The 25804-nt window shown below is 41.5% G+C and carries 28 protein-coding genes; 22 read left to right on the top strand and 6 right to left on the bottom strand.

What is annotated here, in order from left to right:
- Positions 1 to 27: 27 nt before the first annotated feature.
- Positions 28 to 510, bottom strand: a complete 483-nt coding sequence (locus ABC361_RS12250; RefSeq protein WP_413074235.1) for a PaaI family thioesterase — start codon at positions 508 to 510, stop codon at positions 28 to 30.
- 143 nt (positions 511 to 653) lie between these two features.
- On the opposite strand from ABC361_RS12250, the gene ABC361_RS12245 reads away from it, so the two are divergent.
- On the top strand, positions 654 to 1145 hold the full coding sequence (locus tag ABC361_RS12245; protein WP_413074234.1) for a YlbD family protein: 492 nt from the start codon (positions 654 to 656) through the stop codon (positions 1143 to 1145).
- Positions 1146 to 1154: 9 nt separating this feature from the next.
- A complete protein-coding gene (locus tag ABC361_RS12240; protein WP_099301171.1) occupies positions 1155 to 1421 on the top strand; it encodes a YlbE-like family protein in 267 nt (88 codons plus the stop codon).
- Here the strand turns inward: ABC361_RS12240 and ABC361_RS12235 are convergent.
- Positions 1418 to 2182, bottom strand: a complete 765-nt coding sequence (locus ABC361_RS12235; RefSeq protein WP_413074233.1) for an ATP-grasp domain-containing protein — start codon at positions 2180 to 2182, stop codon at positions 1418 to 1420. The genes ABC361_RS12240 and ABC361_RS12235 overlap by 4 nt on opposite strands.
- 121 nt (positions 2183 to 2303) lie before the next feature.
- Here ABC361_RS12235 and ABC361_RS12230 point away from each other — a divergent pair, with 121 nt between their 5' ends.
- Both ABC361_RS12230 and ABC361_RS12225 read left to right on the top strand, forming a co-directional pair.
- Positions 2304 to 2744, top strand: a complete 441-nt coding sequence (locus tag ABC361_RS12230) for a YlbF/YmcA family competence regulator (RefSeq protein WP_413074232.1) — start codon at positions 2304 to 2306, stop codon at positions 2742 to 2744.
- An 82-nt stretch (positions 2745 to 2826) separates the two neighbouring features.
- The gene (locus tag ABC361_RS12225; protein WP_099301168.1) at positions 2827 to 3105 is read left to right on the top strand and encodes a YlbG family protein; all 279 of its coding nucleotides are present in this window, start codon (positions 2827 to 2829) and stop codon (positions 3103 to 3105) included.
- 25 nt (positions 3106 to 3130) lie between these two features.
- Here the strand turns inward: ABC361_RS12225 and ABC361_RS12220 are convergent, their stop codons facing one another.
- Positions 3131 to 3502 carry a DUF7147 family protein gene (locus tag ABC361_RS12220; protein WP_413074231.1) on the bottom strand — a complete coding sequence of 124 codons (372 nt, stop codon included), beginning with the start codon at positions 3500 to 3502 and terminating at the stop codon, positions 3131 to 3133.
- A 268-nt stretch (positions 3503 to 3770) separates the two neighbouring features.
- On the opposite strand from ABC361_RS12220, the gene rsmD reads away from it, so the two are divergent.
- The gene (gene rsmD / locus ABC361_RS12215) at positions 3771 to 4346 is read left to right on the top strand and encodes a 16S rRNA (guanine(966)-N(2))-methyltransferase RsmD (protein ID WP_413074230.1); all 576 of its coding nucleotides are present in this window, start codon (positions 3771 to 3773) and stop codon (positions 4344 to 4346) included.
- On the top strand, positions 4330 to 4812 hold the full coding sequence (coaD, locus tag ABC361_RS12210) for a pantetheine-phosphate adenylyltransferase (protein WP_413074229.1): 483 nt from the start codon (positions 4330 to 4332) through the stop codon (positions 4810 to 4812). The genes rsmD and coaD overlap by 17 nt, the downstream gene beginning before the upstream one ends.
- Before the next feature lie 45 nt (positions 4813 to 4857).
- Here the strand turns inward: coaD and ylbJ are convergent, their stop codons facing one another.
- Positions 4858 to 6084, bottom strand: coding sequence for a sporulation integral membrane protein YlbJ (gene ylbJ / locus ABC361_RS12205; protein ID WP_413074228.1), 1227 nt, complete (start codon positions 6082 to 6084; stop codon positions 4858 to 4860).
- Positions 6085 to 6217: 133 nt separating this feature from the next.
- On the opposite strand from ylbJ, the gene ABC361_RS12200 reads away from it, so the two are divergent.
- Together ABC361_RS12200 and ABC361_RS12195 are read left to right on the top strand one after the other, a co-directional pair.
- Positions 6218 to 7000, top strand: coding sequence for a patatin-like phospholipase family protein (locus tag ABC361_RS12200; protein WP_413074227.1), 783 nt, complete (start codon positions 6218 to 6220; stop codon positions 6998 to 7000).
- A gap of 3 nt (positions 7001 to 7003) precedes the next feature.
- Positions 7004 to 8026, top strand: coding sequence for a SepM family pheromone-processing serine protease (locus ABC361_RS12195; protein ID WP_413074226.1), 1023 nt, complete (start codon positions 7004 to 7006; stop codon positions 8024 to 8026).
- Between the two features lie 89 nt (positions 8027 to 8115).
- Here ABC361_RS12195 and ABC361_RS12190 read toward each other — a convergent pair whose 3' ends face one another.
- Entirely contained in the window at positions 8116 to 9336 is a 1221-nt protein-coding gene (locus ABC361_RS12190; RefSeq protein ID WP_413074225.1) for a nucleotidyltransferase, read from the bottom strand.
- A gap of 180 nt (positions 9337 to 9516) precedes the next feature.
- Here ABC361_RS12190 and ABC361_RS12185 point away from each other — a divergent pair, with 180 nt between their 5' ends.
- From ABC361_RS12185 to ABC361_RS12175, 3 genes are all read left to right on the top strand, one after another.
- Complete coding sequence (locus tag ABC361_RS12185; RefSeq protein ID WP_413074224.1) at positions 9517 to 10032, top strand: YceD family protein; 516 nt, start codon at positions 9517 to 9519, stop codon at positions 10030 to 10032.
- A gap of 40 nt (positions 10033 to 10072) precedes the next feature.
- Positions 10073 to 10246, top strand: a complete 174-nt coding sequence (rpmF, locus tag ABC361_RS12180; protein WP_099301159.1) for a 50S ribosomal protein L32 — start codon at positions 10073 to 10075, stop codon at positions 10244 to 10246.
- Positions 10247 to 10391: 145 nt separating this feature from the next.
- The gene (locus ABC361_RS12175; RefSeq protein ID WP_413074223.1) at positions 10392 to 10946 is read left to right on the top strand and encodes an RsfA family transcriptional regulator; all 555 of its coding nucleotides are present in this window, start codon (positions 10392 to 10394) and stop codon (positions 10944 to 10946) included.
- A gap of 34 nt (positions 10947 to 10980) precedes the next feature.
- Here the strand turns inward: ABC361_RS12175 and ABC361_RS12170 are convergent, their stop codons facing one another.
- Entirely contained in the window at positions 10981 to 11481 is a 501-nt protein-coding gene (locus ABC361_RS12170) for an N-acetyltransferase (protein ID WP_413074222.1), read from the bottom strand.
- A gap of 152 nt (positions 11482 to 11633) precedes the next feature.
- On the opposite strand from ABC361_RS12170, the gene ABC361_RS12165 reads away from it, so the two are divergent.
- The 11 genes from ABC361_RS12165 (at position 11634) to murD (ending at position 25747) form a co-directional block, all read left to right on the top strand.
- Positions 11634 to 12536 carry a 2-dehydropantoate 2-reductase gene (locus ABC361_RS12165; protein ID WP_413074221.1) on the top strand — a complete coding sequence of 301 codons (903 nt, stop codon included), beginning with the start codon at positions 11634 to 11636 and terminating at the stop codon, positions 12534 to 12536.
- 92 nt (positions 12537 to 12628) lie between these two features.
- On the top strand, positions 12629 to 14251 hold the full coding sequence (bshC, locus tag ABC361_RS12160) for a bacillithiol biosynthesis cysteine-adding enzyme BshC (RefSeq protein WP_413074220.1): 1623 nt from the start codon (positions 12629 to 12631) through the stop codon (positions 14249 to 14251).
- 152 nt (positions 14252 to 14403) lie between these two features.
- Positions 14404 to 14835, top strand: coding sequence for a division/cell wall cluster transcriptional repressor MraZ (gene mraZ, locus ABC361_RS12155; protein ID WP_413074219.1), 432 nt, complete (start codon positions 14404 to 14406; stop codon positions 14833 to 14835).
- Positions 14836 to 14871: 36 nt separating this feature from the next.
- Positions 14872 to 15801 carry a 16S rRNA (cytosine(1402)-N(4))-methyltransferase RsmH gene (gene rsmH / locus ABC361_RS12150; RefSeq protein ID WP_413074218.1) on the top strand — a complete coding sequence of 310 codons (930 nt, stop codon included), beginning with the start codon at positions 14872 to 14874 and terminating at the stop codon, positions 15799 to 15801.
- Positions 15802 to 15825: 24 nt separating this feature from the next.
- On the top strand, positions 15826 to 16143 hold the full coding sequence (locus ABC361_RS12145) for a cell division protein FtsL (protein WP_413074217.1): 318 nt from the start codon (positions 15826 to 15828) through the stop codon (positions 16141 to 16143).
- A 53-nt stretch (positions 16144 to 16196) separates the two neighbouring features.
- Entirely contained in the window at positions 16197 to 18377 is a 2181-nt protein-coding gene (locus ABC361_RS12140) for a penicillin-binding protein (protein ID WP_413074216.1), read from the top strand.
- Positions 18378 to 18571: 194 nt separating this feature from the next.
- Positions 18572 to 20506, top strand: coding sequence for a stage V sporulation protein D (locus ABC361_RS12135; RefSeq protein ID WP_413074215.1), 1935 nt, complete (start codon positions 18572 to 18574; stop codon positions 20504 to 20506).
- 88 nt (positions 20507 to 20594) lie between these two features.
- On the top strand, positions 20595 to 22058 hold the full coding sequence (locus tag ABC361_RS12130; protein WP_413074214.1) for a UDP-N-acetylmuramoyl-L-alanyl-D-glutamate--2,6-diaminopimelate ligase: 1464 nt from the start codon (positions 20595 to 20597) through the stop codon (positions 22056 to 22058).
- On the top strand, positions 22055 to 23413 hold the full coding sequence (locus ABC361_RS12125; protein WP_413074213.1) for a UDP-N-acetylmuramoyl-tripeptide--D-alanyl-D-alanine ligase: 1359 nt from the start codon (positions 22055 to 22057) through the stop codon (positions 23411 to 23413). Before ABC361_RS12130 ends, ABC361_RS12125 begins: the two co-directional genes overlap by 4 nt.
- A gap of 1 nt (position 23414) precedes the next feature.
- Positions 23415 to 24392, top strand: a complete 978-nt coding sequence (gene mraY / locus ABC361_RS12120; RefSeq protein ID WP_413074212.1) for a phospho-N-acetylmuramoyl-pentapeptide-transferase — start codon at positions 23415 to 23417, stop codon at positions 24390 to 24392.
- Complete coding sequence (murD, locus tag ABC361_RS12115) at positions 24389 to 25747, top strand: UDP-N-acetylmuramoyl-L-alanine--D-glutamate ligase (RefSeq protein ID WP_413074211.1); 1359 nt, start codon at positions 24389 to 24391, stop codon at positions 25745 to 25747. The genes mraY and murD overlap by 4 nt, the downstream gene beginning before the upstream one ends.
- Positions 25748 to 25804 lie beyond the last annotated feature (57 nt).

Genomic DNA, 25804 nt, shown 5'->3' with positions numbered 1-25804 from the left:
CAAAGGGTTAACGAGCTATGCGAGCAATTATTTACGCGGAATGACATAAAACGTTCCAGTAGCTTTTGCGATTAATTTCTTTTCATTGTTATAGGCGTTACCTTCAACAATAATAAGCTGCTTTCCGGCATGAACAACTGTCGCAAAACATTCTAAGTATTCGCCAACGCCAGGTCGTAAATAATGAATATTTAATTGAGATGTTACAGCGGTTAAATCATCAGGTAACGCTTCCATTGCAGCCCCACCCATAGTGGAGTCAAGAAGTGTTGCCGTCATTCCACCGTGAACAATTTCAAGTGGATTATGGATAAGTGGGGTAATGGGTACACGAATCGAAAATGTGTCTTTAGATGGTATGGATGCTTCAGCTTTCGTAATTCCTGATAAATACGTTAATTGTTGTTTCTGTTGCTTAGCTAAAAAGCCATCAATCACTTGTTCAAGAACAGCTTTTTCTTCTTCTGATGCGTCATTCATAAATGTACGAATTTTGTCTTCTACTGTCACTATTTTCACCTTTTCATTTCTTTTTAATGCGGACATGTATTAGTGTATCAAATCTAACGAATAAATAGCAAAAAAACATGAACATTGGACCAGACTATTGTATACACTACTTATACATAAGTCTATAAAAGGGGATGAGTCAGATGAATCAAACCAATCTGCATCCTTCGGTTCGGCAATTTAAAGTCTTTGTGCGAAATCATCCAGGTTTAGTAACGGAAGTGAAGGATGGGAAGCGGACATTGCAAGATATTTATGAGGAATGGTCCATTTTAGGCGAAGAGCATGAACAATGGCAGCCATTCCTTTATGAAGAAGAGATTCAATCCGGGCAACAAGCAGACGATCAACCAGAGCAAGAAGAGGTTCAGACGGAGCAATCATCAACAAATGCAACTGAATCGACTACCTCAAACGATGCGACTGAAGAAGAGAGTGCAGCAGGTACAGGGGAGTTTCTTGGTCAATTAATGGGTCTAGTGAAAAAAATGAATGTCCAAGATTTACAGTCTCATCTAACACAGTTTAGTTCAGTGCTTGGGAATGTACAGAACTTGATGCAGACGTTTCAAAGACCACAGGAGCCTACCCGTCCATCGGAAAGTGAATCGCCTTTTTCGTTTAGGCGTGATTAAGGAGTGCTTATGAGAGAAGATATTCGCTTAAAAATGATGCAGGATGCAAAATTACGTGAATTTATGCGGTATCATCCGGAATGGTACCGAACCTTGTCTCGTAATCCGCAGCGATTAAATGAAATGGAAAAAGAGTCAAATTATTTCTATGGTAAGACGTTTCCACAGCGTGTAGAGCGCATGCAAAATAATGTGAGTATGATGGTGATGCTAATGGAAATGATTAAAATGGGGCAAAGTACAGTCTCAGAAACCGTACAGTCTGTAACGAATTAACTCGTTACAGACTTTTTGATATATGCATAAATATAATCTTCAACGCGAATCCCCTGGGCTAAGAACCCTTGATTCCCGAATAACGTATTAAACTCTAAAATATAAAAATGACCATCTCTTACAATTACATCAAAGCCGACATGGTCCAACGAAAGTTGTTTTGCAACTCGTTCAACGAGCACAATAGCCTCTTGAGGAATAGACTCGAACGAGATTACACCACCTTGCGCAACATTGTTCTTGAATCCACTGCTTTCTCGCCAATAGCTATTCACGACTTTATCACCAATGACGCATAGCCGAAGATCTCGGTTTGACTCGATGTACTCTTGCACATACAAAACATCATGATTCGATGCATAGGCGTGAAAATCTTCTTCGTTTTGAATGAGGAACACACCTCTTCCCATTGATGAGCGTGTGGTTTTCGCTACGAAAGGAAAGGCGAATGTGTCGAGCACATCTTGTACGGTTTTTGAGCTTGATCCTAAGATGAGTGTATAGGGAACGTTTGTCGGACAAATTGTCCATAGCGCTCGCGTCATTTCAATTTTGTTGTAGCCGAGATGAATACTCTCAATACTTGGGAATATCTTCTTCTTTAAGCCGTAAACAAGGCTGTTCACTTGCCAATTTTCTGGGAATAAACAAAGGTCGGCTTGCTCAATTCGGCTTTGATCTTTAAACATATTTTCTGGTTTTACATAGTCAATACCAGGAAGTCCAATCGTTCGAAACGGGTTGAACGTAATTAAATTCATGTAAGCGTCCTCCAGTGTGTGTCGAAAGAATTATATGGAAGAAACCTGTCCTTGTCAAATTGAAAAAAACCTTTCGATCTACTAAATACCCATGATACAATATGCAAGAGGAGGTGCAGCCGTGATAGCTACATTAGATACTGTTGAACTATTAAACGCCTCTGATGAACTCGCATCCGTTGTTCTTCAATCAGAGCTGTTCGCACAGTATATCGAAGCGCGTGATCGCCTTAATCGTGATACTGAAGCTCAACAAAAAATTGAACGGTTTTCTAATTTAAAAGTTGCGCATGAAGAAGTGCAACGTTTTGGGAAATACCATCCTGATTATAAAACCGTATCAAACGATATACGTACAGCAAAGAGAGAGTTGGATCGAGACGAATCTGTTGCTGAGTTTAAAAAAGCTGAAACAGAGCTTGAAGATTTATTAAATGAATTGAGCGGCGTGCTCGCCCATACGGTTTCGCCATCAATTAAAGTACCTACTGGGAACCCATTTTTTGATTCGATGTCGTGCAGTGGTGGATGTGGTTCTGGTGGTGGATGTAGTTGCGGGTAACGCAGCTACATTCTTTTTACATAAAAAAAGAAAATTGTGGTAAAATAAACGTATGATTTTTTAAAAAAGAGGGGTATGAGTTATGTTAAGTCCAAGTCGTCAAGGGATTGTTGTTTGGCTTACATCACTAAAGTATGCAAGGCAGTTACGACGTTTTGGCCATGTTCAATACGTATCAAAAAAAATGAAGTATGTCGTATTCTACTGTGATCAAGAGAAAGTAGACGACATTATTGATAAATTGCAGTCGTTTCATTTTGTGACCGATGTGAAGCCTTCTATGCGACCGTTCGTCAATACGGAGTATGAGGATGCAAAGCCGGATAAAGCGAAAGAATATGATTATAAGCTAGGAATCTAAACCAGACGAACGTCTGGTTTATTTTTTAACTCATGGGAGGAATGACTCGCTGTGATCGTAACAGTCCGATTAGGTAGCGAGCATACTGGTCTTCATCAAAAAATTGATCGATTGCCTTTACAGCAACTGTATGAACGGTGAGGTCTTCTTGGTGTGCAAAGGCTGTAAATTGTTGTACTCTTTTACTATCTGGTTTAAAGCCTTCAAGACAAAGGTAAATGGGCATAAAGGTAGACGGATGACGAGCAGGTTTGAACACAATCCCGAGAGACAAGCGGTCTTCTAACGTTTGAAGCTGAAAACAAGCAAGTAAACGAGTTTTGTTTGATGACGCAAGTTCCATCAGTTCAAAGAAATCAGCGTGACCATTACCTAGTTTAATGACGCGTTGGTTCATCTTTTCTTCCTACTTCCTTCTCTAGAATCGCTTGCATCATACCATTTCTTTGGTCGAGTGTCGATAAAAAAAGGCATTCTTCACGAAGAAGAATGCCTTGCCATGATCCACATGGCAATGGGAGAGGAGAAACCGGAGGAAGATCTTATGGGGAAATGTAAGTCTTCTCCGCGGTTGTCGCAACACGTTCTGTGTTGCTAGATTTAGTATGTACAAGAAACGCATGCGTTATACATGTATTCATTAATTCATAGGATAGGGTGATGATGTGAGGGTAATCTCAGGTGAACAAGGTGGGTTAAAACTTAAACCTGTTCCTGGAAAACAGACAAGGCCAACAACAGATAAAGTGAAAGAATCGATCTTTAATATGATTGGGCCTTATTTTGAAGGGGGACATGTGCTTGATTTATTTGCAGGCAGTGGAGCCCTTGGAATTGAAGCGTTAAGCCGAGGAATGGATAAAGGATTTTTTATTGAAGCACAACATCAAGCCGTGCAAACGATACAAACCAATTTAGCCCATACAAAATTAAGCGAAAAAGCCACTGTTTATAAAAATGACAGTTTGAGAGGCCTAAAAGCATGCATTAGCCGCGATGAAACCTTTCAACTAATATTGATTGATCCTCCATATGCAAAGGCAGAGCTATACATAAAAGATGCGCTAGAAAAAATCGATCGTAGTGAAGTGTTGGAACGAGGAGGGCTCATCGTTTGTGAAACAGCCGTATCAAGCGAGTTGCCTCATTTTGAGCGTTTACCTATTATTCGATCGGAACGATATGGAGAAACAAAAATAACGATATATGAAAGGGTGCAAGTGGATGAGGAAAGCAGTTAGTTCAGGTAGTTTTGACCCTGTTACGAATGGACATATTGACTTATTTGAACGAGCGGCGAATCAGTTTGACGAATTAATTATTGTTGTTTCTGTGAATAGTAAAAAAACGCCACTTTTCTCTTTAGAAGAGCGAGTCGATTTATTAAAACAAGCAACTGCCCACATTTCTAATTTAACAGTGGAGCCGTTTACGGGGTTACTTGTTGATTACGCAAAAAATAATGGTGCCACAGCGATTATACGTGGCTTACGCTCGAGCACAGATTATGATTACGAACATAATATTGCTGCAATGAACAAAACCATTGTTCCAGGTGTAGACACGCTTTTTCTAATGACAAAGCCTGAGTATAGTTATGTGAGCTCTACGATTGTAAAGGAAGCGGCGAGCTACGGCGGAGATGTGTCCTCGCTCGTGCCCGCAGCTGTTGCTGATGCGTTAACCCGTGTATATGCAAAAAAATAATCAGTCGTTGCCTAACGCAATTAAAGAGTCTAATCCATAAGGTTTCTAGCTCAAGCGATCGTCTTTTTTTACGTTAGGAATTTTGAGTACGATAAATAAGCCGAGGAAGAAAAACGTTATGTATGGCGACCAATCAAGAAACGTATGCCATACAGTTTCTGCTAATGTTGGGAGCATCCCGTTGTCAGGACCGCTCACTTCATCTGTTAGCGGTTTGTATAATAAATGATAAAAGACAACGACAAGACAAGCTGCAAAAAACCCTTGTAACACCCTCGCTAAGAGAAAAGGTCGAAAGCGTATGTCCGATTCAGCAAGTATGCTGGCAACTTGTGCTTGAATAGAGAATCCGCCAAAGCCAAGAATAAATGAAACGACAATGATTTGAGATAGAAAATCAGCCGATGTTGTTTCACTAATGATTTGAGCACCGATTGTGATTTCGAATAAACCAGAAATAAAGGCGTGAGCTAGTTCCGGAGACAACCCAATATGGCCGAAAAGATAACTGACGAAAAAAGCAATGATGGATATTATTCCTAATAAGCTTAATAGTTGATTTAAAACGGAGAACAAAATAATAAATCCTCCGATTAACAGTAACGTTTCAATTGATGAACGAACGGCATCTCCCAGGAGTTTTCCGATCGTTCGACCATCATTTATTCGTTCTTGGTGGAGGGCGGCAAATGCATCGGTTATGTTTAAACGCTTCTTTCCGTGTGTGCGTGTTAACGTTTCTGTTTCTTTTCCGTAGAAGCGAAACAAGAAACCGACAAATAAATTGCCGACATAATGAGCAAGAGCCAGAATCATCCCTAAAGCTGGATTATGAAAAAAACCGACGGCAATCGCACCAAAAATAAATAAGGGATTTGAAGAATTCGTAAAACCTGCAAGTCGCTCCCCCTCGATACGCGTAATTTTTCCAAGTTTACGCATTTGCACAGCTAATTTAGCGCCAGCTGGGTTTCCGCTTGCGAGTCCCATCGCCCAAACAAAGCCACCAATTCCCGGTACTTTAAAAAGGGGTCGCATTAGCGGTTCAAGAACGACACCTAGAAAAGCGACAACGCCAAATCCGATAAGCAGTTCAGATACGATAAAAAAGGGCAATAATGACGGAAAGACAACGTTCCACCACATATCTAGTCCTCGTGTGGACGCATCTAGAGCCTCTTTCGGAAAAAGAACGAGCGAGAGAGCTAAAATAATTGCTGCCATAGCAAAGATGGCGGATTTAATTAGAGAGGTTTTTCGTGCTTCATGCATGCATTCAGGACTCCTTTACTGTGGCTAGCAAACAAAAGCATGTCCATATAAATATACGCATACGAATTTTGTTTAGACCATAAGATTAAAAGCAGATGTAAGGAAGTGCATCAGGAGAAAAGGAGGGACTCATGTGGAAGTCAATCGCCCTAGAATTGGACTGGCATTAGGCTCTGGTGGCGCGCGAGGCTTTGCGCATATTGGTGTTCTTCGTGCCCTAGAGAAGGCGGGGATTCACATTGATTTTCTCGCAGGAAGCAGCATGGGTGCTCTAGTGGCAGCGATGTATGGAGTCGGACATTCCATTGAGCATATGGAGCGCTTTGCAAAGCTATTTAAAAATAAATTTTACTTAGATTTTACCGTTTCGAGGCAAGGCTTAATTGCTGGTGATAAGATTGAAAGTTTAGTTCGGATATTAGCGAAGCAAAAAACGTTCAAAGAGCTCGATAAAGAGGTTCGTGTCGTAGCGACTGATTTGTTAACAGGAAATCGAGTCATTCTAGCTGATGGAGATGTAGCAAAAGCAGTCCGAGCAAGCATGTCCATCCCAGGTATTTTTGTACCGGTCAAGTGGAACGATCAATTACTTGTTGATGGTGGGGTGGTGGAACGAGTACCAGTATCGGTGGCGCGTGAAATGGGTGCAGACATTGTTATTGGGGTGGACGTATCTTTTTTTCGCTCCCATTTAAAAACGCCATCTATTCATGAAATTGTTATGCAAACAATGGATATTATGGGCAGGGAATTAGCGCGCAAACAAAAAGAGCAAGGGGACATTATGATTCGTCCCATTATTAAACATTCTTCTCCGTTAGACTTTTCCGAAACGGAGACACTGATTGAACAGGGTGAGCAGGCATGCCAAAACGTTTTGCCTGAAATCAAAGATAGAATGAAGCAGTGGAGGTAAAGAATGGAACAAAAGCGAAAGTCATTTCCATGGGTAAAATGGCTCGTCCTTCTCGTTGTCTTACTCGTCATTGTTCGTTTTGAACTGCCGTACTACTATAGTCAACCAGGATTAGCGCAATCTGTAGAAGAGATGGTCGATGTAACAGATGGAAATAAAGATGATGAAGGAACCTTTATGTTAACGACGGTTCGAAGCGCAAAAGCGACACCGGCATTAGCGGCGTGGTCGTGGTTTAGTGAATTTCGCTCTCTTAATCCAGCCCCGTCTGGCATGACAGATGAAGAATATGACCAGCGACAACAGTTGTTAATGGCAAATTCTCAAGATGATGCAAAAATTGCAGCCTATCAAGCGTCTGAAGTAGGGGAAGTGGAGATTGAGTATACGGGTGTTTATGTTGTAGGCACCACAGAAGGAATGTCAGCTGATGAACAGTTGGAGCCTGGTGACATTATTACCCACGTCGATGGGGAAGCAATTGAAACAAGTGAAGCGCTAATTGATTCACTAGCCATGTTTTCTGAAGGAGACATTGTCACGCTGACGTTTGAACGAGAAGAAGAAACCCTCATGAAAAACCTTGAATTTTCCTCGTTTCCGGACGAATTTAACATGGATAATGACCGCGTTGGCGTAGGAGTTTCAGTGGAAACGGTTCGTACAACGACATTCACGCCAGAGGTTGACATTACCGCAGGGGCAATAGGGGGACCTTCAGCGGGTCTTATCTTCGCATTGGAAGTCTATAGTCAATTAGAAGAGATCGATTTAACTGCTGGCTATCACATTGCTGGAACAGGAACGATCAATGAAGATGGGGAAGTGGGTTCCATCGGTGGTGCAAATCAAAAAGTAGTCGCTTCCGATCAAGCAGGTGCCGATTATTTCCTCGTTCCAACAAGTGGAAATAACTATGAAGATGCACGTGCAGCAGCAGAATCCATTAACACAGATATGGAAATTGTGCCCATCCAGACGTTTGAAGAAGCGTTGGCCTTTTTAGAAACGCTACAAGATGAATAGTAGGGCTTAAAAAAAATCGTCGCACAGACCTCAGCTAAGGGTTATGCGGCGATTTTAGTTAAGAAAGAAATCAACGTTTGATTCTAAGGTTATTCATCTTTTATGTAACTCGGTGTCGCTTTAAATTCACGCTCGATTGTCTTTGCATGAAGAGATGCTGGTTTTGTTAACCAATAGCAATTCGTGGCACGTTGGTCAAGAGCACCTAATGTGCCGTAATGCTTTAATTCAGCTTCTCTTGTAATGACAGGGAGGGTGAAGCTTTTTTTATGCTCGTTTAAATACTGTCTTCCCTTGTGACTCATGCCAAGTAAACGAATGTAAGAATGATCGCCTTCTAAACGTGCTGCTTCGATTTGATTTTTGGTCGTTCCTGTTAATAAATGTACAAACAAACGTTGTAGTCTTGTACTCGTATATCGCTTTGTTTTCAATCGATTGATCCAGTCTTGAAAAGTGGTTGCTTCTTTCCCTGTTTCGATTAATCGGTACTCCAAACCTTCTTCACATTCAGCAATCTCTTTTAACTCTTCCGGGCTACGGATTAACATTTGATACTTGAGGTAAGGAAAATAGGCTTCCCAAAAGTGAAACTGACCATGTTCTTCTTTAAAGTTGTCCAATAATAACCGTGAATAAGGTGGTAAGACGCGTTCAACTGCTTCATTTTGATTAAGCGCGTGGCGAATACTTGTAGCGCTTGCAATTGAATGGGCTCCTAGATCTTCGTCGTGATAGTTTGCCACAATACGTTTTGTTGTAAAAGGCTGCATTGATGTGTTTTGGGCATAGAGTTGTTGAACATAATGGAAGCCAAGAATATTATTTGGCTGGTTTAACGGTAGCTGTTTGTCAGAACCAGCTAAAGAAGAAAAGGCATCGGCGCTTGCTTTAGGGTACGAGAAGCCTTGTTTTAAAAAGTGTCGTACATAAGTGTCGTATTCAGCCTTATGGGTACGTATAAAAGTCGCAAGTTCTGTAAATCGCTTGATTTCCCCTTCTTCACTGCCGAAGTGAAGCGAAGAGCAGCATAACGCTGACAGAATCCGAACCGCCCCTTCTGCGAAATAGGGAGCGGTTTGAACAGCGTATCCATAAGGAAGTTCGACCACAACATCAACGCCTGTTCGGAGCGCCATTTCCGCTCGAACCCTTTTAGAAAGCAGCGCTGGCTCTCCTCTTTGTAAAAATGATCCGCTCATAACGGCTACTACCACGTCTGCTTGTGTATCTTCTTTTGCTTGTAACACGTGATGCAAATGACCATTATGAAACGGATTATATTCAACTACAAGACCGACGGCTTTCATTCAAACCCTCCTTTTTTTGCATGAAAAACGTTCTCGTGATAAACTAAATATTAGTCGTCTGTGGCTACATTATACAAGAATAATGGCAGAGAATAAAAGGCTTTTGCTGTAAAGAAATAAGGTTGACATTCCTGTCGTTGAGACTTATAATGATTTTTGTTGCCTATGAGGTGAGGATACATGAAATGGACCGTTCAAGCTCTTCAACAAGCGCGAAATGAATCGTTTCATTTTGATGAAAATGTAACGTTGGAAGATCAATTAAAAGAACACCAGGATGTTCGAGCCGCAAGTCCTGTTTCCTTTAAAGGGACAGCAAATGCAAGTCGAAACGTGTTTTCGTTTGATTTTGCTGTGAAGGGGCATTTGGTTTTACCTTGTTCCCGAACATTAGCGGATGTCGAATGGCCATATGAAATAAAGGGTCAAGCTCATTTTGTCCCAGAGGGTGAAATGCCTCCTTCTCATTTAAGGGAAGAAGATGTTTTCACGTATTCGGGTGATGTGATTGATTTATCTCATATGATACAAGAGCGTATTCTTGTAGAAATTCCTATGCAAGTGTTCGCTGATAAACCAACCGAAACACCTGCTCCTTCTTCTGGGAAGGATTGGGAATTGGTTTCAGATGAGAAGAACAGTGACCAAATTGACCCAAGGCTAGCAGACTTGGCGAAATTCTTTGATGAAAAATAAGCGCTATTCTTCGATTTAATTTTAAGGAGGTGTAATAAACATGGCAGTTCCATTTAGAAGAACATCTAAGACTAGAAAAGCGAAGCGTCGTACGCATCTTAAACTAGAAGTACCAGGTATGGTAGAATGCCCAGATTGTGGAGAGTACAAACTTTCTCACCGCGTCTGCAAAGAGTGTGGTTCTTACAAAGGTGAAAAAGTAGCTTCAAAATAAAAAGAAAGCCATTCGATGGCTTTCTTTTTTTTGTATAAGCAAGAGTAGACTTGGAGATGATGTTTTAATAGAAACGTCTATTTCTGTAAGTTGGGGCATAGACTTAACTACGGTTTAAGTGGATAAGGAAAGGGAGGGGCTAAACATGACGGCAAATCGTCAAGATGCATGGTCGCATGAAGATGATTTACTTTTAGCTGACACCGTATTGCGTCATATTAGGGAAGGAAGTACGCAGCTAGCAGCATTTGAAGAAGTTGCAGAAACACTTTCTCGAACGAGTGCAGCGTGTGGATTTAGATGGAATTCAACAATCCGAAAAAAATATACAGCAGAAGTAAATATGGCGAAGAAAAAACGTACGGTACTAAAGAAGGAAAAAGCAAAGTCAGATTCAGAAATGGTGTATCAGCATGAGCCAGAAAGAATTGAAGCAGCACCAATCGATCATGTAGAAGAGGTTTCACAAGAAAAGCCTTTAGATTTAGATGCAGTGATTGATTACTTACAATCAATGAAAGCAAAGCAAGATGTAGAGGATGCAAGTATGCTTAAAGCGGAAAATGAAATGTTAAAAGAAAAGCTTGAAAAAGTAGAAAAAGAAAAGAATGTGATTACGCAGGACTATCGCTCTCTGCTAGAAATTATGGATCGTGCTCGAAAGCTAACGAATCATAGTTTGCTTGAAAAGACATTATAAAACAGCCACGTGAAGACACGGGGCTGTTTTTTTCTTACTCTTGGGATTGTGTTTGTCTCGGTTTTGGCTTCTTTTGTTCAAACACGCCGGAAGGAAACCAAACGTAAGGGCTTTCGCCACGGTCGCGCTCTTCTTGATACGTAATTGGTTCGAACCCTAACTTTGACCAAAATTCGCCTGTGCTTTGGCGCGCGTTTGTTTTAACTGGAATCTCAAAGCTTTTGGCAAAATCAATTAAGGCACGACCATACCCTTGACCCCGATAAGGCTCTAGCACTTCAAGCTTCCATAATTCTAAATAATCTTGTGGAGGGTCAAAATACTGATCGAAGTTTCCGTCAATTTGATACAGACTCATTCGTGCAACAAGTTTTTTGCCGTAATAAATTCCGTAAAAAGGAGATTCACTATCATTATCAACGATGCTCTGATTTAAATCGTCTTTCATCGATAGTTCAGCTGCACCATATTCACGAAAGTGTTTAAATTCTTCTAAAGTCTTATAATTAATTAGTAGTCGTTCAACTTTAATCATTGTGTATAAACCTCCTGCTCCACTGATGTGTTCTTCTTTATTTTACTATAAATTGAATGGAAGCGCATTAAAAACAAACATGTTTGTCAATTTAAAAACAATCAGTGACCACGTATAATAGGAAGTATTCAAAATGTAGTGGTGGTGGAAAGATGAATATTGCTGTGATTGGCGCAGGTGCTGTTGGGTTATTTATAGCTGCGACTCTGCGAAGCGAACAGGTGGACGTGTCGTTATTTATGCGAAGCAAACAAACTGTTTCTCTTATAGAAGCGGAAGGGGTTAAGGTTAAGCGAAAAGACAAAGACGATGATGCAATGGACGTTTTAGTTAAAAGGTCCGTAGACGAAACGTATGATTTAATTATTGTCTGTGTGAAGTCCTACCAAGTTAAACGGGTAGTAGAAGAATACCGCGGACTGGATGTAAAGGGAGCCCGCTGGCTATTTTTGCAAAATGGAATGGAGCACTTGCAACTCATTGAACAGCTTACGGAGCCTGTTTACGTCGGAATTGTTGAATATGGATTACTGAAAGATGTTGATAAACCAAATCTTGTACATGTGAAAGGAGAAGGAAGAGTGAAAATCGCTGCGTTTCGTAATGGATCTGCAGATGGATTGTTTGACTTTACTACTCTTATTACGCCCAAACGCCTTTTATTTGAATGGCAGAGTGACTATAAAGATATGCTAGAATCAAAGTTAATTATGAATGCGTGCATCAATCCGTTAACAGCGTTGTTGAACGTAAAAAATGGAGGATTAATCGAAAATCCTTTTTATGAGCAAGCGATGGAACGTTGCTTTCTAGAAGTGATGCTGGTGTTAAAACGTCGTGATCGAGATGAAAAGTGGCGAGAATTAAAGCGCATTTGCGAACAAACGAAAGAAAATCAATCGTCGATGTTAACGGACTTACGACACGAACGTCCGCTAGAACTGGATGGGATCGTTGGGTACCTTTTAAAGAAAGGGCAGGAGCGTCAACTTCCAATTCCGATGCTGTCTTTATTGTACGAGCTGTTGCAGGGAAAGCAAGCGATGTACAAATAGGAGATGATGAAGCAACTTATTTGGTTGTGTCACCTGTTTTTGCTATGATGGTAAGCGGATATGGAAAATGGCTGATGAGGAGAAGATTTGCTATGAAAATTGAGGAGCTTAGTGAGAATACCTTAAAAGGCTTCGCCGCCGATTATGAAAAAAGTCGAGAGCAAATGGCTGACTTTTTTTCTTACATCCCATCGGATAAGCATTGGTTACAAAAACGATGTCAAGATTTAACGGAGCGTCGTTTTACGCATAAACAAGATGTTATTAGGTATTTGGAACGGAATATGGAAAGCCTTCCGAATCGAAAAAAAATCGAGGAGCAATTACATAAATTAAAACAAGAAGATGCGATGGTTGTTGTTGGTGGACAGCAAGCTGGCTTATTTACTGGCCCTTTATACAGTGTCTATAAAGCAGTAACGGTCGTTGTACTTGCGAAATCCTATGAAAAAAAGTTAGGTCGTCCAGTTGTCCCATTGTTTTGGATTGCAGGGGAAGACCATGATTTGGATGAAGTGCGAACAATCTATAAACCAGAAGCAGCGAAATGGAAAAAACGATTGCTTACGGATGAAGTGGACGGGACGTCTGCTTCCAAAAAGGGTTTACCACAAGCAGAACTTCAACATCTAATTAGTGAGTTATTTTCAGCGCTACCTGAAACGAGCCATACCGCTGGGTTAAAAGAAAAAGTTGAACAGCATGCCAAGCATGCCGGTACGTATGTTGACTTTTTTATGGCGATGATGCACGACTTGTTTGCAGAAGAAGGCTTGCTGTATTTAGATAGTGATGATAAAGCGTTAAGAACAATTGAAAAGCCATTTTTCAAAAGCCTTATTGACCGTGTGGAAGACTTGCAAACGGCCTACATCAATGGAGAAGCACGATTTGCAGAACAAGGTTATCAGAAACCAATCGATACAGATCATGACAATGCCCATCTTTTTTATACAGTAGATGGAAAACGCCACCGACTTAACTATAGTGACGAGATCTTTTACATTTCAGAAACATCGATACGATTCTCGAAATCGGAACTACTAGCAGAACTTGATGAACATCCTGAAAGGTTTAGTAACAATGTGGTCACAAGACCGCTTATGCAAGAATGGTTGTTGCCAACGCTTGCTTTTGTAGGCGGACCAGGAGAGATTGCGTATTGGGGCGCGTTAAAAGATTGCTTCTCATGCTTTGAATTTAATATGACCCCTGTGGTGCAGCGGTTTTCAGCAACGATTGTACCAAGATCTGTTGAAAAACATTTAGCTGACAAAAACGAAGACCCTGGAGCCTATATTAACGGAGATGGCCCACTGCTAAAGCAACAATGGCTTGATCGGCAACACTCATTTGAAATTGAAAGTCAGATTCAGCGTGCTCAGCAGCAAATGGAAGACGCTCATCTTCCGTTACGAGAGCTGGCGAAAGAAATGGATCCAACGGTTTATGATCTCAGTTTAAAAAACAAAGCCTTCATAGAAGATCAATTAGATCGTCTCAAAGCATTTATGAATAAAGAAATAAACCGTCGCTACGAAACAGAATTGAAAAAATATGATGAAGCGATTCGCTGGCTGCACCCTTTTTCTAGTTTGCAAGAACGAATTTTAAACCCAATTATTCTGTTAAACCTTGCAGGGACCGACAGCATCCAACGCTTCATAGATGAATTAGATGGAGATTCATATCGTCACCTTTTAATTTACATCTAATCTTGTCAGTGCTTGTCAATAAAAAAATCAACGGAAAATCCTGTAGGAATGCAGGATTTTTTTTTATTTCGTGGAAATGTGCACTTCAGAGTGGTACAAAGTGGGGCTTTGTGGTAAGTTTAGGGGAGAAAGTGGTGGGAGGTTGGCAGCGTATGTTTCTAGGCGAATATCGGCATACCATTGATGATAAAGGCCGTATGATCGTTCCTGCCAAATTCAGAGAACCACTCGGCCCTTCATTTGTTGTAACAAGAGGCCTGGATCACTGCTTATTTGTCTATCCAAAAGCAGAGTGGGACAAGCTTGAAGGCCAATTAAAAGAACTCCCTTTTACAAAAAAAGATGCCCGTGCGTTCACTCGATTCTTTTTTTCAGGTGCTGCAGAGTGTGAATTGGATAAACAAGGAAGAATAAATGTTCCGAATCACTTACGAGAGTATGCTAAATTAGAAAAAGAGTGTGTGGTCATAGGTGTGTCAAGCCGAGTAGAAGTATGGAGTAAGTCTCTTTGGGAAGACTATGTGTCAGACTCGGAAGACTCTTTCGCAGAAATTGCGGAGAATCTCGTTGACTTTGATCTATAGCTCTAAAGCAAATTGAAAAAAGGAATTAGGTGCAAGATGTTTTTACATACAACCGTGTTAAAAGAAGAATCTGTTCAACAATTGGACATTAAAAAAGATGGAATTTACGTTGACTGTACCTTAGGTGGTGCAGGTCATTCCAAGCGAATTGTTGAGCAACTTGATCAAGGCCATCTCTATGCGTTTGACCAAGATGAAAAGGCAATCAATCATGCAAAAGAAGTATTGAAAGATCATCTCCATAAAGTGACATTCATCCGGAGTAATTTTCGTTTCTTGAAAGAGGAATTAGCGGAGCATGGTATTTATGAAGTCGATGGGATCCTGTTTGATTTAGGTGTTTCTTCTCCTCAATTAGATGAAGCGGAAAGAGGATTTAGCTACCATCAAAACGCACCACTCGATATGAGGATGGACCAACGTGCGGAGCTAACAGCTAAACATGTTGTGAATGAGTGGACCTTTCAAAAATTGATGGCCATTATTTCTCGATATGGGGAAGAAAAGTTTGCTAAACAAATTGCGAGAAAAATTGAAGCAGTGCGAGAAAAAGCACCAATTGAAACAACCGATGAATTAGTCGAAATTATCAAAGATGCGATTCCAGCTCCAGCTCGTCGGGCTGGGGGACATCCTGCAAAACGGACGTTTCAAGCGATCCGCATCGCCGTAAATGATGAATTAGGTGCATTTGAAGACGCTCTTGTTGATGCGCTCCAGTTGTTAAAGCCAAAAGGACGAATCGCGGTTATTACGTTTCACTCACTTGAAGACCGTTTGTGTAAACAAGTGTTTAAAGAAAAGACGTCGATTCCGGATTTGCCAAAAGGATTACCGATTATACCAGATGATAAACAAGCACCGTTCACATTAGTGACGAGAAAACCAATTGTTGCGTCAGATGAAGAGCTTAATGAAAATAATCGCTCTCGCTCAGCGAAATTACGTGTGATTGAAAAAAGGTAGGCTCGATTAAAAGGAGGATAAAGGATGTTAGCTAGACAATCGTACACACAGCCACAGGAACGCCCAATTCACAAGGAAAAACAAGTCATTCGTTACCGCGCAAGAATTACACTAGGGGAAAAAATGATTGCCACGTTGTTAGCAATCGTCGTATTTGCCATGCTGTGTTTGATTGTACATAATTACTCGAACATTTACGGGTTAAGCACGTCTGTTCAAACTGAACAAACGAGAGTAACCGAATTGACAATGGAAAATGATGGTCTAAAAACAATCCTTGCTGAAGAGAGTGCGCCAGTGAATGTCATGCGTCGAGCGAAAGAGATGGGGATGCAACCATGACTAGTTCAATTTTGAACTAGTTTTTTCTTTAGATTCTTAAAGGAGGAACCGAATTGGAAATTAAACGCGCCGTTACAAACAAGCGAGCTGTTGTCCTGCTATTTATTTTCTTAGCTGTATTTGCTGTTTTAGTAGGACGGATCGCTTATATACAACTTGCAAAAGAAGTAAAGGGGAACGATTTGGTTGCGATGGCAGAAGAGCGTTACAACCAATCGGAAGTATTGCCGAGTGAGCGAGGCTCTATTTTAGACCGAAATGCAAGTGTGTTAGCTGAGGATGTTCCAGCCTACCATGTGCTTGCGGTATTGTCAGAAAATCAAGGCGAAGGAAATTATATCAAAGATACCGAGGCGACAGCTGAACAACTAGCTCCTTATGTTCAATTAGAAGTGGAAGAGTTGGCGAACATGCTGGACAAAGGAAAAGAAGAAGGACGCTATCAAATTGAATTAGGGCCAACGTCTCGATATTTGCCGTATGAAACGAAGCAAGACATTGTTGAACTACAGCTACCAGGTATTCAAATGGAGGAGACGACACGTCGTTATTATCCTAAACAAACGTTCGCTTCTCATGTGATTGGCCAACAGAGTGTCAATGAAGAAATTAACAATATCGGCTTAGAAGGTCGATTAGATGAGTATTTAGCATCAACGGATGGCGCAATTGAATATAGTCGATTGGGCAGAGTGAATTCACCAGCAGAAAATATTACGTTGCCTCAAGATGGAGCTGATATTCAGTTAACCATTGACACAAGAATCCAAGCCTCTATGGAACAAGCGATGTCTCAAGTAGAATTAGAGTATGCGCCAGAAAAAATGACGGCGATTGCTGCAGATGCAAATACAGGCGAAATCTTGGCGATGTCGAACCGTCCGAGTTTCAATCCGAACCAATACGGGCAAATCGAAAATTATTTGAATTACGCGGTTACCGATGCGGTTGAGCCTGGTTCAACGCTGAAAATGTTTACCGTTGCTGCAGCCATTGAAGAAGGATATTTTAATGATGAACAGATGTTTAAATCTGGTAATTATGAAATTGACATGAACAGTAAGATCCACGACGTTAATCCTGACGGTTGGGGGGAAATCACGTTTGAGGAAGGGTTCCATCGTTCATCCAATGTATTGATGTCTAAGCTTGTTTTAGAAGATTTAGGGATCGAACCATTTTATCAATACTTAGAAGCATTCGGCTTTTCACAGCCAACCGGTATTGACCTTGACCAAGAAAGCCCTGGTCGACTTGAAAAAGGAAGACGGCTTGATGCAGCAACAACAGCGTTTGGACAAACGTCGACGATGACGCCGATTCAGCTTATTCAAGGAGCGACGGCAATTGCCAACGGTGGCACGATGATGAAACCGTATATCGTCCAAGATATACGGGATGAAGAGGGTGAATCGTTACAACATGGAGAAAGTGAAGTAGTGGGAGAGCCGATCTCAGCAGAAACTGCTGCTCACGTTCGTGATTTGCTCCGTGGTGTTGTAACAGAAGAGCACGGAACAGGAAATAAGTACAATATTCAAGGTCTAGAGGTAGCCGGAAAGACAGGGACAGCGCAAATTGCTGAACAAGGTGGCTATTTAAAAGGCCACGGTCAGTATTTGTATTCGTTTCTTGGGATGGCTCCATATGACGATCCAGATATTGTTGTCTATGTATCCGTAACAAAACCAAATTTAAGTTCAGATCAATCTGGAAACGACCCTGTGTCTACCATTTTTAATGCCGTGATGCAAAGTAGTATGGCGTACCTTGACTTAGAACCGAATGATGAAGAGTTACAAGAAGAAGCAGAAGATCAAGGGTTTCATATGATTGAAGCAATTGGAGAACGGACGTCTCAAGCGACCGACACCCTTGCGGACAAAGATGTGGTTGTGATTGGTGATGGGGATACAATTGAGCATCAAGAACCAGAAGCAGGTACGCGATTACTAGAAGATGAAACCGTCATTCTTATTACAGATGGTGATGAAAAAACCATCCCTGATATGCGTGGCTGGTCAAGAAGAGACGTATTAAAAATGGTCCATTTACTTGATTTAGAGCTGGATTACTCAGGCAGTGGCTATGTTGTCCAGCAAGAACCGATTGCAGGAACAACGATAGCGGAAGGAGATGTCGTTTCCGTAACCCTTGAATCAACACCGCCACAAGAGGTGGATGAGACGGAAGAGGAAACCGAAGCGAGCGAAGAAGACTCAAGTGATGAGTAAGTGTAGCAGTTAAATGTAGTCAATTTAAGTTTAAGAAACTGATGAAGACCTCGAGATTCCTAATCTCGGGGTCTTTTTTTCTGTGTAAAAGCCCTTATCTAGTTGTTCACAGACAGCTCGTTCTAAATTTAGTGATTGCCTCATAGGGATAACCATAGGACAGGATGCTAATGAGTAGAAGGTGAGGGAGAGCCGTGCGAGTTTCAAATGTGACCGTTAGAAAACGGCTTCTATTGTTGTTTGCTGTAGGATTTGTTGTGTTTACAGTAATTGGAGCGCGTTTAGGATATGTGCAGTTCGGACAAGGATTATGGTTAACAGAAAAAGCAGAAGATTCTTGGGGTCGAGACATTCCGTTCCAACCAAAAAGAGGAGACATACTGGATCGTGATGGTGTAGAACTCGCAACGAATATTAGTACGCCGTCGATTGTTGCGTTTCCTAGACAAATTACAGATCCTGTTGATGCTGCAGAAAGATTAGCCTCTGTATTGAAAGGGAATCAAGAAGAAATCTACAAAACCATTACGAAGAGAGAAAGTAAAGTATACATTCGGCCAGAAGGTCGGAAAATGGATCAAAAAACAGCACAAGAAGTCCGACTGTTAAATTTAGAAGGCATTTATATTGCCGAAGATTCAAAGCGTCATTATCCGTTTGGTAGTTACTTGTCACATGTGCTTGGCTTTGCTGGCATTGATAATCAAGGACTGACAGGGCTTGAATACGTATACGATGACAAGTTAAAAGGAAAAGAAGGCTATGTGTCCTTTTATTCAACAGCAAAAAATACGAAGATGCCGAATTTGGCAGATGAATATACAGCGCCGATTAACGGTTTAAATTTAAAATTAACGATTGATAGCGAAGTGCAAACGATCATGGAACGAGAGTTGGATATTGCCGAAGCGAAATATGATCCGGATGGGGCAATTGCCATTGCGATGAATCCAAAGAATGGGGAAATTTTAGCAATGAGTAGTCGGCCTCATTTTAATCCTGAGAATTATCGCGACGTCCCTGCAGAAATTTACAATCAAAACAAGCCAGTATGGATGCAGTATGAGCCTGGTTCAACGTTTAAGTTAATTACCTTAGCGGCAGCACTAGAGGAAGATCTCGTAGATTTAGATAATGATCATTTCTATGACCCGGGCTATGTGGATGTAGCTGGTACCAAACTGCATTGTTGGAAACGAGGCGGCCATGGTTCGCAAACGTTTTTAGAAGTCGTGCAAAATTCCTGTAACCCGGGGTTTGTTGAGCTCGGGCAGCGTTTAGGGAAAGATCGATTGTTTGACTATATTGAAGACTTTGGTTTTGGGCAAAAAACTGGCGTTGACTTGCAAGGGGAAGCAAAAGGAATTTTGTTTAACCGTGATCGAGTAGGGCCGCTAGAGCAAGCGACAACTTCTTTTGGTCAAGGGGTGGCGGTGACGCCAATCCAACAAGTCGCGGCCGTTGCAGCAGCTGTGAATGGGGGCTACTTGTATGAGCCTTATATTGCCAAAGAATGGGTCGATGATATAACGGGAGAAGTAGTGGAACGTACGAATCCAGTGATGAAGCGACAAGTCATTTCACCTGAAACATCGGAAGAAGTGCGGTATGCAATGGAACATGTTGTTGCGCAAGGGTCTGGGGGAAAAGCGTTTGTTGATGGTTATCGTGTTGGTGGAAAAACGGGGACTGCACAAAAAGCAAAAGACGGTCGCTATTTAGAAAACAATTACATTCTTTCTTTTCTTGGCGTTGCGCCTATGGATGATCCGGAAATTATCGTTTATGTTGCGATTGATAATGCGAAAGGTGCTGTGCAGTATGGTAGCCAAGTGGCAGCTCCAATCGCTGGGAAAATTATTGGCGATAGTTTAGAGGCGATGGGTGTGGAGAAACGAAGCGATCAAATTGAAAAAAAATTAACATGGGATGAGGAAGGTTTAGTGGAGGTTCCAAATCTACTTGGTCGAACGACAAGAGACATTTATGAATCTCACTATGAACTGCGTCTTTCTGCCTCTGGAGAAGGAGATGTCGTCGTTCGTCAAGCCCCGGAACCAGGTTCTAGAGTGCCAAAAGATTCAACAATCCGTGTATATATGGGTGACAAAACGAGTGAGAACGACTAAAATAAAAGACGTGTGTTTATTACTCATTCATCTTTAAACATCTAGAAACGTGGATAAGATTGATTGTTGAACGTTGGAGGCAATAAAAATGAAACTAGAAGAATTGCTTCACCAAATTAGAGGCATAAAACTAACAGAAGAGAAAGAAGCAGCGATTGAGATTGATCATTTAGAGATGGATTCTCGAGAAGTGCGTGCTGGAACATTGTTCTTCTGTATTAATGGTTATACGGTAGACGGACACGATTTTGCTAGAAGCGCTTATGACAATGGAGCTGTCGCGATTATCGCAGAAAAGGAGCTTGATCTTCCTATTCCTGTATTCGTTGTTCGTGATACAAAGCGAGTGATGGCACAGCTTGCGAATCGATTTTATGATAACCCGACAAAAAAATTACAATTGATAGGTGTAACAGGAACAAACGGCAAAACATCTGTAACGCACATTTTAGATCAACTTTTTAAACAAGAACAACGCACAACCGGCTTGATTGGGACGATGTACACGAAAGTCGGCGACGAAGTGATTGAAACGAAAAATACGACGCCTGAGTCGCTCGTATTGCAGCAACGATTCCAGGCAATGGTTGATCAAAAAGTCGATACAGCTTTGATGGAAGTGTCTTCCCATGCTCTTCACTTAGGGCGCGTACGTGGATGTGACTTTGATATTGCGATCTTTACAAACTTGTCGCCAGATCATATCGATTATCACCAAACGATGGATCACTATATGTACGCAAAGAGTTTACTGTTTTCACAACTTGGTAACACTTATGATGGGAAAACAGCTATCTTTAATAGTGACGATCAAGTGGCGGATCAACTGATTCAAATGACAACAGCAGATCTGATCACTTACGGAATAAAAAAGCCGGCAGATATAATGGCTTCCGATGTGCGCATTGAATCAAACGGAACGACTTTTACCCTTACAGTCTTTGGAGAATCGGTCGAAATAAAAATGAGTTTAATTGGCTTATTTAACGTATATAACGTGTTAGCGGCTGTGTCTGCAGCATATGTATCAGGATTCTCACTTCCGACGATTCAAAAAGGGTTAGCGCACATCTCAGGCATTGCAGGACGGTTTGAGCCTATAGACTCTGGTCAGGATTTTGCCGTCATTGTAGACTATGCCCATACACCGGACAGCTTGGAAAATGTATTAAAAACGGTTCAAGACTTTGCAAGTAACAAAGTTCGCGTAGTCGTTGGTTGTGGTGGAGATCGTGACAAATCGAAACGCCCCGTTATGGGAGAAATCGCTGTGAGATACGCAGATGAGACGATTTTCACTTCTGATAATCCTAGAACGGAAAACCCATCAATGATCTTACAAGACATGACGTCAGGGCTTGACCGTGATCAATATCGTTTAATTGAAGACCGGACGGAAGCGATCCATTACGCCATGAATCAAGCGGAGAAAAATGATATTATTGTGATAGCCGGAAAAGGACACGAGACGTACCAAGAAATTGGGCGAAACCGAACGTATTTTGATGACCGAGAAGTGGCAAGGGCAGCGTTAAAGGAGCGAGTGAAATGATTGAATCAAAAATGGTTGAATCCGTTGCAAAACAGGTGAACATTCAACATGACGTTCGATCTTTTGAATGTGTCACTACTGATTCAAGAAAACAAGCGAAGCATGCGCTGTTTATTCCGCTCGTTGGCGACCGGTTTAATGGCCATCATTACCTTCAAGCTGCAATCGAATCTGGCGCAACAGGATCGATTTGGCAAGAAGATGAACCCGTTCCAACTTGGCTAGCTGCTGATTTTCAACTTTATTTTGTTGAAGACACGCTAGTGGCGCTTCAAAAGCTAGCTCAAGTTTATCGCGATGCTGTCAATCCTTATGTCATTGGCATTACAGGATCAAATGGAAAAACGACAACAAAAGATATTGTTTTTCAACTCTTAGGTGGAGAACCATTTGTTCATCGTACCGCAGGAAATTTAAATAACCATATTGGTTTACCTTTGACGCTGCTTTCAATGCCGCGTGATTGCAAGTTTGCCGTTGTTGAGATGGGGATGAATCATGCAGGAGAAATTTCGCTTCTTTCGAAACTAGCGCGACCAGATTTAGGGATTGTAACGAACATCGGGGAAGCGCACATTGAACATTTAGGTTCAAGAGAAGGTATTGCAAAAGCGAAAATGGAAATGCTTGATGGATTAAAGCCTAACGGAGCGTTAGTAATGGATGGAGATGAACCGTTGCTAGAGTCGTTTCGACAGCAAGAAACCATTTCAATTGGTTTTGGTGATGCTGCAACAAAAACCATTTCTGATGTTACACAAACAAACGATGGGTATACCTTTTCATTTTTAGATGAGTCGTTTTGGCATTTGCCTCTACTTGGCAAGCATAATGTGAAAAATGCGGCATATGGCATGTGGATTGCACAGCGACTAGGTGTACCAGATAGCGTGATAAAAGCACGTCTAGCGCAAACGGCGATTACAGGTATGAGGCTTGAACGAGTAGAAGGTCCTGAAGGCTCTATCTTTATTAACGACGCTTATAATGCGAATCCTAGTTCGATGAAAGCTGCAATTGAGACGGTAAAATCAATGTCTGGTTTTCACAAGAGAATTGCAGTTTTAGGAGATATTTATGAATTAGGGCCTGATGAAGAAAATCTTCATCGAAGTGTGGCAGAAGCCATTGGTGCACCGATCACTGATGTGATTTGTGTCGGAGAGAAGGCATTTTGGATTTACGATGAATTAAAGAAACAGCATGGGTCAGCAGCAATTGACTACGTAGAAAAAGTAGAAGATGTAGCCGCGTTAGTACGACCACATTTGAAACATGACACCGTTGTATTGCTAAAGGCATCACGACGTCTTGCTTTGGAGCAAGTGTTATCGGCTGTCAAAGGAGGCGCTTAAAATGGAAGAATGGACGTTACTGATCGTCCTCTCGCTGTCCTTTTTATTTGCGGTCATACTTTCTCCGATTTTTATTCCTTTCCTTAGAAGGTTAAAGTTCGGGCAGAGTATTCGTGAGGAAGGACCAAAATCACATCAAAAGAAAAGTGGTACACCGACGATGGGTGGAATTGTCATTGTCTTGTCCATTCTCGTAACCTCATTATTAATTGGCTTTGTATTTTTTGAGTTTACACCTGAATTATTATTGTTAATGCTCGTAACAATTGGCTACGGGCTCGTTGGGTTTTTTGACGATTATTTAAAAGTCGCGCGCAAACATAATCTAGGGTTAACCTCTAAGCAAAAGCTAGTCGGTCAGCTTATTATTGCAGGATTGTTTTACCTCGGACTGCTCTATATAGATTTAGACACGATGATCTCTATACCAGGCACAGAGATAGGAATTGACTTAGGATGGTTTTATGCGGTTCTCGTTGTTGTGATGTTGCTTGCTGGAAGCAACGCCGTGAACTTAACGGATGGTCTTGATGGTCTCTTAGCAGGAACAGGTGCTATTGCATTTGGGGCATTTGCGATCTTAGCATGGAGCGCCGGCTTTATTGATGCAGCACTCTTTTCCACAGCAATTACAGGCGCGGTACTTGGGTTTCTTGTATTTAACGCGCATCCAGCAAAAGTCTTTATGGGTGATACCGGTTCCTTAGCATTAGGCGGGGCGATAGCGGGTATTGCGATATTAACCAAAATGGAATTAATGCTTATCATTATTGGTGGCGTATTTGTTATTGAAACCCTATCCGTTATTATTCAAGTCATTTCGTATAAGACAACAGGAAAACGTGTCTTTAAAATGAGCCCTTTACACCATCATTATGAGTTAGTAGGTTGGTCTGAGTGGCGAGTTGTTGTGACGTTTTGGCTACTAGGAATGGTGTTTGCCATTATGGGGATTTATATTGGAGTGTGGTTAACATGAAGCCCTTTTCAACTTTAACGAACAAACCCGTTCTTGTTGTCGGCCTTGCAAAAAGTGGGATGGCAGCTGCACTGGCACTTCATAAACTCGGTGCGATTGTCACAGTGAATGATGGGAAGCCTCGCGAGGAAAGCAAAGAAGTTGAAAGCTTGGAAGAGAAAGGCATAACGGTTGTAAGTGGTGGTCATCCATTGCATTTATTAGACCAAACAAGCCTCATCATCAAAAACCCCGGGATTCCATACTCGAACTTGCTTATTTCGGAAGCCGTCCAGCGTGACATTCCAGTTTGGACAGAAGTGGAGCTTGCTTATCATTTGTCTGAAGCCGAGATCGTTGCGATTACAGGCTCAAATGGAAAGACAACCACCACCACACTTGTGCACGCAATGCTAATGGATTCAGAAAAAACCCCTTTAATAGCTGGGAATATTGGTACGGTGGCAACGGGGGTTGCGGTAGAAGCAACGGCAGACGATGTCATTGTCCTTGAATTATCTAGTTTTCAGCTCATGGGCATTGATCAATTCAAACCTAAAGTTGCAGTTTGGCTCAATCTATTTGATGCCCATTTGGATTATCACGGTACAAAAGAGCTATACATAGAGGCAAAAGCGAAAGTGTATCAGAATATGACAGAGTCGGATTATCTCGTCTATTCAGCGGATGATGCCATTGTGTCAAATTATGTTCAGCGTGCCTCTACAACACTCGTTCCTTTTTCCACAACATCTATGCAACCAACAGGTGCCTATGTGAAAGAGGGTGCCATTTATTTCAAAGAAGAAATGATATGTGCACTAAAAGAGATTGTATTGCCAGGAGCGCATAACTTGGAAAATATGCTTGCTGCTGTAGCCGCTGCTAAATTAGCAGGTGCGAAAACGGCACAAATTCAAAACGTCCTGACTTCTTTTACAGGAGTGAAACATCGCCTACAGTACGTAGGGAATGTTCAGGGGCGTAACGTGTATAATGATTCAAAAGCAACAAATCTATTGGCTACACAAGCTGCACTTACGTCGTTTTCGAAGCCTGTTGTATTATTAGCAGGTGGGCTTGATCGGGGCAATGATTTTGACGACTTAGCACCTAGCTTGTCTTACGTTAAAACAATGATTGTATTTGGAGAAACAAAAGACAAGCTCACATCTCTTGCTACCCGTCTAGGTATTAGCGTTGTACAGGCTGTTGACGTTCGTGACGCTGTAAGAGAAGCATTTAACCATTCAGCTGAAAATGACGTCATTTTGCTTTCGCCAGCGTGTGCAAGCTGGGATCAATATGCAACGTTTGAAGAACGAGGAGACGCCTTTTTGGCAGCTGTGTCACAAGTGAAAGAGTTGCAGGGATAGCGTGTACATGCTTATAGAGCTACCTATAAAAAACGGATGCCTTTACGGTATTCGTTT

Source organism: Shouchella phoenicis (genome assembly GCF_047238345.1).
GTDB lineage: Bacteria > Bacillota > Bacilli > Bacillales > Bacillaceae_D > Shouchella.
This window is presented reverse-complemented; position numbering and strand designations above follow the sequence as displayed.